9 protein-coding genes and 1 rRNA gene are annotated in these 7,708 nt (G+C 34.8%); 9 read left to right on the top strand and 1 reads right to left on the bottom strand.

The genetic code is table 11. The features are described from left to right. The first annotated feature begins 258 nt into the window (after positions 1 to 258). Both GSY74_RS10965 and GSY74_RS00945 read left to right on the top strand, forming a co-directional pair. The gene (locus tag GSY74_RS10965) at positions 259 to 2,034 is read left to right on the top strand and encodes an SdrD B-like domain-containing protein (RefSeq protein WP_164663224.1); all 1,776 of its coding nucleotides are present in this window, start codon (positions 259 to 261) and stop codon (positions 2,032 to 2,034) included. Between the two features lie 11 nt (positions 2,035 to 2,045). Next, entirely contained in the window at positions 2,046 to 2,792 is a 747-nt protein-coding gene (locus GSY74_RS00945) for an outer membrane beta-barrel protein (protein ID WP_164663225.1), read from the top strand. An 11-nt stretch (positions 2,793 to 2,803) separates the two neighbouring features. On the opposite strand, the gene GSY74_RS00950 is transcribed toward GSY74_RS00945, so the two are convergent. Continuing rightward, positions 2,804 to 3,457, bottom strand: coding sequence for an MqnA/MqnD/SBP family protein (locus tag GSY74_RS00950; RefSeq protein WP_164663226.1), 654 nt, complete (start codon positions 3,455 to 3,457; stop codon positions 2,804 to 2,806). 89 nt (positions 3,458 to 3,546) lie between these two features. On the opposite strand from GSY74_RS00950, the gene GSY74_RS00955 reads away from it, so the two are divergent. From GSY74_RS00955 to GSY74_RS00985, 7 genes are all read left to right on the top strand, one after another. Then, on the top strand, positions 3,547 to 3,768 hold the full coding sequence (locus tag GSY74_RS00955) for a MoaD/ThiS family protein (RefSeq protein ID WP_164663227.1): 222 nt from the start codon (positions 3,547 to 3,549) through the stop codon (positions 3,766 to 3,768). A 1-nt stretch (position 3,769) separates the two neighbouring features. After that, positions 3,770 to 4,204, top strand: coding sequence for a molybdenum cofactor biosynthesis protein MoaE (locus tag GSY74_RS00960; protein ID WP_164663228.1), 435 nt, complete (start codon positions 3,770 to 3,772; stop codon positions 4,202 to 4,204). Between the two features lie 48 nt (positions 4,205 to 4,252). Beyond that, positions 4,253 to 5,458 carry a molybdopterin molybdotransferase MoeA gene (locus GSY74_RS00965; RefSeq protein WP_164663229.1) on the top strand — a complete coding sequence of 402 codons (1,206 nt, stop codon included), beginning with the start codon at positions 4,253 to 4,255 and terminating at the stop codon, positions 5,456 to 5,458. A 104-nt stretch (positions 5,459 to 5,562) separates the two neighbouring features. Then, positions 5,563 to 6,216 (top strand): LexA family transcriptional regulator, encoded by a 654-nt coding sequence (locus GSY74_RS00970; protein WP_164663230.1) that lies wholly within the window; start codon positions 5,563 to 5,565, stop codon positions 6,214 to 6,216. A gap of 41 nt (positions 6,217 to 6,257) precedes the next feature. Next, positions 6,258 to 6,509: a hypothetical protein gene (locus tag GSY74_RS00975; protein WP_164663231.1), complete on the top strand. Its 252-nt coding sequence runs from the start codon at positions 6,258 to 6,260 to the stop codon at positions 6,507 to 6,509. A 1-nt stretch (position 6,510) separates the two neighbouring features. Then, a complete protein-coding gene (locus GSY74_RS00980; protein WP_164663232.1) occupies positions 6,511 to 7,023 on the top strand; it encodes a shikimate kinase in 513 nt (170 codons plus the stop codon). Positions 7,024 to 7,305: 282 nt separating this feature from the next. Continuing rightward, a 16S ribosomal RNA gene (locus GSY74_RS00985) occupies positions 7,306 to 7,708 on the top strand; the annotation flags it as partial.

The following is a 7,708-nucleotide window of genomic DNA, read 5'->3' on the forward strand; positions in this document are numbered from 1 at the left end:
ACATATACGATTTTTTTTAGAAAGTTTGCCTAAAAATTTTATCAATATATCGCATGAGACAAAACCAACTATCTGCTCATCAACGATAAGCTTTGTAATCTCATCTTCTCAAATTTAGAATTTCCCTAGCATAACGATATATGTTAAATATTATTCTATAAAATTAATTTCTTTCAATAATGTTTAAAAATATTTGTGTTATAATATGTTAATGGTTTCACAAATTACAACCATTTATATTATAATTAGGAGGATAGCATGAGCTATTTTAGAAGATTATTGACTATGGGGGTGCTTTTAATCGCAACTACCGTTATGAGTTTTGCACTAAAAGCTGAGTATAGGTTTGAGAAATGTGATGGTTCTGCAACTTTAGAGAATCATGCTAGTAGTGAGCTTAATGGAACTTTGAGTGGTGATGCCAATATCTCATTGGGTGATGGAAAGATTATAAATGCACTTACATTATTAGAAGATGGTATGATGAGTGTTGAGCATAGTACAGAACTTGACCTTGTTGAAAATCTGACAATTGCATTTTGGGTTAACCCTTTAGAGATAAAAAAACAGGCGTTAGTGACTAAGGGTTTAGGTTCAGATTCATGTACAGTTAGAAAATATGCAAGTAATGCAGAGTATTTTATAAAGATGACTGAGAGTGGGCAGTTAGCATATAGACATAATTTTGTTATAGATAACAGTGTAGTAGCCTATTCTGATGAGAACCTCTCTGCAAATGAGTGGACACATGTTGTTTTTACAAGGGACAACAGTCTGAAAACTATGAGATTTTATATAAATGGTGTAGCTAATAGCGAGTATACATATAGCACTGACCCTCAATCATCTAATAGTGAAAAGCTTATATTTGGTCAATGTGATGGTTGTGTTAATCCTGATAATTTTTCTGGTAAATTAGATGAGATTAAAATCTATAATATAGCTCTAAGTCAAGATGATATTACGGAGTTGTATGATAATGAAGATGATGGAGTATATAGTACAGGTGGATGTCATCCTGCTCCAGTTGCAGTTAATGATAGTGCTGATTTACCATTTGCGGGAGCAACTACTATAGATATTTTGGCTAATGATAGAACCAATGATAGTGATATTTGTTCTGTTGATGCCTCAACTGTTATGATTAGAAGCAATCCAGTAGATACAAATTTGAGTGATGATAATAGAACGCTAACTGTATTTGGCGAAGGAAATTGGAGTGTTGATAGTAGTGGTTCAATCTTATTTAGCTCAGATAATGCTTTTGTAGGGAATCCAACAGATATAAATTATACTGTATCAGATAGCTGTGCTAATTTAAGTAATGAAGCGATAGTTTCGTTGACTAGAGTTGCACCCGTTCCAACTCCGACACCAACTCCAACTCCAACTCCGACACCAACTCCAACTCCAACTCCGACACCGACTCCGACACCGACTCCGACACCGACTCCGACTCCGACTCCGACTCCGACTCCGACAATAGATAATAATTTTACTGTTGGTGATTTTGTTTGGTATGATATAGACAAAGATGGCATACAAGATAGTGGAGAGCAGGGTGTTAAGAGTGTTACAGTTGTACTTTTTGATGCGAATGGAAGTGTAGTAGAGAGAACCACAACCAATGCAAGTGGTATCTATCAATTCTCTGATCTTCTTGTTGGCTCTTATACTATAGGATTTAGTGATTTACCAGAAAATTATATTTTTACATCTGCAAATATGGGTAGCAATGATGCCAAAGATTCAGATGTTGATAGTAGTGGAAGAACGGCAGAGTTTACCATAGGCAATGTTGAGAATGATTTGATATATGATGTAGGAGTAGTCTCTACAGTAGATGATAATATAACTATTCGTCCTTCTATAGATGATAATCTGACTGAAGTAGTAGAAGATTGTGAGTGTGATGATTATAAATCAACGATACCATCTATAAATGGAGCTGGATTAACTCTTATGCTATTGCTAATATCACTATTAGGAGTTCTTTTTCTTAGAGAAGAAGAACTTTATTTAAATTTAAAATAAAGGATTAAAAAATGAAGGGTTTTAAATTATCATTTATAACAGTGATTATGTTAGGAAGTTTGGGGTATGCAGGTGGTGAATTCAGTAAAGTGACTGCTTATGAGATAGAGGATGAGGTTGTAGCAGAGGAGGCATTTGTAGAAGAGGAGCCAGTCTATGTTGAGTCTGAACCTGTTATTGTTAAGCCAAAATCAGTTGTTGTTGCTCCATCTCCTGTTATTGTAAAATCCAAAGATATTGTGACAAATGGATTTTATGCAGGTTTAGGTATTACAGGCGTTAGATATGAAAATGATTGTAAATGTGAAAAGGGTGGAACATCAGAAAATAAAGATAAAACTTATGGTCTAATGGCAAGAGTTGGTTATGATTTTAACCAATATATTGGTATTGAAGCAAGAGGTTCAAGAACAAATTGGGATTCTGATGGTAGTAAAGTAAAACATGCAGGAGTCTTCGTTAAGCCTATGCTACCTATTGGGAATAGTTCAAATCTATATGGTTTAGTAGGTGTTGCTAAAACAACAGTAAGTGGGAGAATGCCTACTGTTGATGCTGAAGGTTTAGCACTTGGAGTTGGTGTAGAGGTTGACCTATCAATAGATACTCCAAAAGATGGGAAATACTCTAGAGATTTTGATGGTCATGGAGACCAAGAGAAAGGTGTAGGTATTTTTGTTGATTATGAACGGATGCATGTTAAGTCAGGTTCTCCTGATTTGGATGCTGTTAGTGCTGGTGTTACTTACGATTTTTAAAGTCTTGAATCCTATTTTTTAGGATTTTTGACTTCTCTAAGAAAAAGCTTTAGTGATCTCTTAGACTTATAGTCCATCTTATACTCAATATGCCCAAGATACCAAAGAAGCTGTTTAGATGTAATACCTCTTTTCTTAGCTTCTTTTTTTAGAATATATTGTGGTATTTTAACAGGTTTTTGCATAAAATTTTTTGATATTTTTTGGATATTACTACCATAGCAGTTATAGCAGAGTCTACCAAAAACAAAAGGTAAAGAGGTCTTCTCATACCATGCAGTAGCTAGGTCAATACCAACTCCACCATCAAGATAATACTTAAGTGCTTTATCCCCAATAATTACCTCTCCTTTTAGATTTAAAATAGAGGCTAATCTATTGGATGAAGCAGACTCTTTATCTTTTTTATCTTCACCCTCTATAACAAAAACACTATAGACTGCTTTATTTGCTATGATACCCAAGTCAGTACATCTATAACGAGGTGATTCGATACTAGATATAAATCCTGCATTAATCTCTCTTGAGCGTAAAGCTCTGTTGATTCTGCTTGGAACGGCTCTTTTATAGTTAAATGCCATTTTGCTACTAGAGTCTTTTATCTGTTTTTTTAAAAATAGTTGAAATGGTAAGAGGTTTAGGTAGCTTATAGAGCCAAATATCACAGTCGTTCACCTATAGGTTATTTTTAAGCATCATTATATCAAACAACTTTTATAATCTGTACAATTTTAAACTAAGAGAGTATTTTATTATGATAAAAATTGAATTTTTGGGTCCTATTTCCGTGGAGCCTATAGAGATGGAAGCAACTTCTCTACAAGAGGTAGCCAATAGGTTACAAGAGATAGAGGCAGTTAGTGGATGGTTAGATAAGTGTGCTGTGGCTGTGAATGATGAGATGACCAATGATTTGACAAAAATTTTGAAGTCTGGAGATAGAGTCTCTATTCTGCCTCCTGTTTGTGGTGGTTAAGATGGAGTTATATCAAGGTTCATTGGATGTAAAAGCTATTTTTGGTAGATGGCTAGATGAAGAGTCTGAGTCAAATTATGGAGCCTATATCCCTTTTGTAGGAACTATTCGTGCAGAGGATAATATTGAAGCTTTGAGTTTTGATATATATGAACCTGTTTTGCAAACTTGGTTTAACTCTTGGGTGAAAAAAGCAGAGAGCAAGGGGGCAAAGGTGAAAATGGCACATGCTATTGGTGATGTACCTGTGCATACCTCCTCTTACCTCTCTGCTGTTTTTTCACCAAAGAGAAGAGTGGCACTAGAGTTGATAGATGAGTTTGTCGAAGATTTCAAGGCAAATGCACCCATTTGGAAATATGATGTGATTGATGGAAATAGGATATACGCAGAAGACAGAAGTACCCCAATGGAGGGTAGTGGATTGCTCTCGTAGGTTCGATAAAATCGAACATATAAAATCAAAAAAGGAAAACAAAACAATATGGCATTTATACATTTTGACGAATCAATAAAAATTATAAACGGTATAAAAATAGAACAATACAAAAGTAAAAAACTATATCTGACTGATACTCTAGGGTATATTTTGGCAGAAGATATAGTTACAGACCACAACTCACCAGCATTTCCAACATCAGCAATGGATGGTTATGCTGTTAAACATGCCGATTTAAAGTTAAGACGACTTATTATCTCCAGTATCAATCCAGCAGGAACAGATTTGAAAGAGTCCGTTGAGTCAGGAAAATGTATCAAAACTTTTACAGGTTCACTTATGCCTGATGGTGCTGATACGCTTATTCCCATAGAGAATGTGACGGTAGAGGGTGAAGAGATAGTAATTAATGAAGAGGTTCCTTTTGGTTTTTCGGTGAGAGAGATAGGAGAGAACTATAGTGAGGGTCAAAAGCTTATTTCCAAAGGTACAAAGATAGGTTTTGCAGATATTGGTGTGATGGCAAGTCTAAATATCGTCTCTCCATTAGTTTATGAGAAGCCAAAAGTGGCGATTTTATCTACAGGGAGTGAGTTATTAGAACTTGGAGAGAAGCAGACTTCAGATTCACAGATAAGAAGCTCCAACAACTATATTTTAGAAGTTATTGTCAAGAAGTATGGTGGAGAGCCACAGCAGTTGGGTTGTATCTATGATGATAAAGAGACTATTTTAAAAAATATGGAATTAGCATTGAGTCAAAGCGATATTGTGGTGACAACTGGTGGCGTGAGTGTTGGTGATTTTGATTTTGTAAAAGATGTTATTGTTGAGCTTGGATGTGAAGTTCTATTCAAAGGGGTTAGAGTAAAACCAGGGCAACATATTATGGTTGCTAAGAGAGACGATAAGTTTATAGTTGCTCTGCCAGGGTTTGCCTACTCTTCAAGCGTAACAGCACTGATCTATCTAGTTCCATTGATTGAGAAGTTACAAAGAGGTAGCTGTAGTCTTAGAACGATTGAAGCAACACTGATTGAACCATTTAATAAGAGACATAAAAAGGCAGAGTTTACAGCTTGTAGCGTATCACTTGAAGATGGTAACTATTTTGTTGGTTTTGAAGGTAAAAAGAGTGGAAGTAGTGCGATTTTGACAAATATGTTAGGTTCAACAGCTCTTCTTGTTACAGATGAGGATGATGAATCTAAAGTTATTGGGGATAAAGTTCAAATTTTATTGCTTGATTAAAATTTTTATAAATATTTCAGATTATACTGTTTTTTCTCAAATTAAGTATAAAATATATCAAATTGTCATATAATTTTTTATTGTAATTAAAAAAGGAATGAAATATGTATGAATTAAAGTCTGTAATCGAAAAATTAAAGGATATTATATCAGAGAATAAGAGTGGTGCAAAGGTTTTTGATAAGGATGTGGCTAATGCTTTGGCTATACCTCAGGCTACTTTTGCGACCATGAAAAAGAGGAATTCTATTCCATTTAAAGAGATTTTGCAGTTTTGTGCAACTAAAAAATTGAGTATCAATTGGCTCTTTTTTGACCAAGCAGTGGATATGTTGATTGGTGAGACAGAGAAGTTTTTTCAAGTTAGATATTTTGCAGACATCCGTGCTAGTGCAGGTGGTGGAGCAGATGTTTTTAATGATAACTACGAGATATTATCAGTAGATAGAACGCTGATGCAAAATATGGCACCCTTTGATAGTTCTCAAATAGAGGCGATAAATGTTGATGGAGACTCTATGGAACCCACTCTTCAAGATGGCTCTATTGTGTTTATTGATCGAAGTCAAACCAATATTAACAGAGACGGTATCTATATCGCGACAACTACAGCAGGACTCTTTATTAAACGAATTAGATTAAGAGCAGATGGGATGGTTGAACTTATATCCGATAATAAAGCCTACTCACCTGAAACCATGTTACCCGAAGAGATTCAAATTGTTGGTAGAGTTGTAGGAAATGTTGAAAGTTTGTAACATTTTTTATGTATAATTAAAAAAAATAAAAAGGAATCAATATGTCTGATAAAGATAAAAAAGTAGAGAAAACATTAGAGTTTAGAATAGACCGTATTTATAAAATGGCAAAAGAGCATTTTGGAGAGGTAAAATTTGTAGGAATTAAGCGTCATAAAAAAATTGGTTGGATTGCAAAAGCTCAATTTGATGAGTTTGATTCATTGGTTGCAGAGGGTGAAAATGCAGAAGATGCTTTGAGGAATCTAAGAAAGAGACTTAGGAAAATTATCGAACGATATAATATGGCATAAGATGAAAAAAAATATTATACTTATAGGTTTTATGGGGGTTGGAAAGGGTACAACTGCTAGAGCCTATGCAAAGATGTATGGTGTTTTCAACATTGATACAGATGATTTGATAGAGTCAAAAGAGAATCAAAAAGTTAAAGAGATATTTAACGAGTATGGAGAGAAATATTTTCGTTCTTTGGAGCAGGATTGTGCTGATTGGATTGAAGAATCTGTAGATGATTCATTTATATCTTGTGGAGGTGGGTTCTATAAGGTTGAAAATCTCAAAAAGCTTGGAAAAGTAGTTTTATTAGATGCATCTTACGAGTGGATTTATAATAGATTGTCAACCGCAGAGAACTCTAAAGCTAAATTAAAAAAGAGACCACTCTTTTCTGAACCCAAAAAAGCAAAAAAACTTTACAAAGAGAGAGCAAAAGCTTATAAAAAGTTGGCTGATTTTGTTATAAATGTTGAAGATAAAGATATAGAATCTATTATTGCAGATATTAACAAAAAGCTATATATATAGTAAGAGAAACTACAAAAAGTAAAAAAAATGAAATTATTTCATTTTTTTTACAAAAACACTTGACATCAAAGATAAATTTGTCTATAATACGCCTCGACAAACAAAGATGTCACTTAGAGTTTAAGTGAAAGAGTTTGCGAAGTGATCTTTAACAACCAAATATAAGTAAACAAAAAATCAACGTCTATTTGAGTTTTTTTCATGTTTTTTATTAAAAAAACACGACTGTAGAGACAAGGCATGCCTTGTCTCTACTTTAAACATGGTTCAAACCATTTCATTTTTATGGAGAGTTTGATCCTGGCTCAGAGTGAACGCTGGCGGCGTGCTTAACACATGCAAGTCGAACGGTAACAGATACTTCGGTATGCTGACGAGTGGCGAACGGGTGAGTAATGTATAGTTAATTTGCCTCTTGGAGAGGGATAGCCATTGGAAACGATGATTAATACCTTATACTCCTTTATATGTAGTGTATAAAGGGAAACGCTTTATTGTGCCAAGAGATAAGACTATATCCTATCAGTTTGTTGGTGAGGTAAGAGCTCACCAAGACTATGACGGGTAGCTGGTCTGAGAGGATGATCAGCCACACTGGAACTGAGACACGGTCCAGACTCCTACGGGAGGCAGCAGTGGGGAATATTGCACAATGGAGGAAACTCTGATGCAGCAACGCCGCGTG

Source organism: Sulfurovum sp. bin170 (assembly GCF_010892395.1).
GTDB lineage: Bacteria > Campylobacterota > Campylobacteria > Campylobacterales > Sulfurovaceae > UBA1140.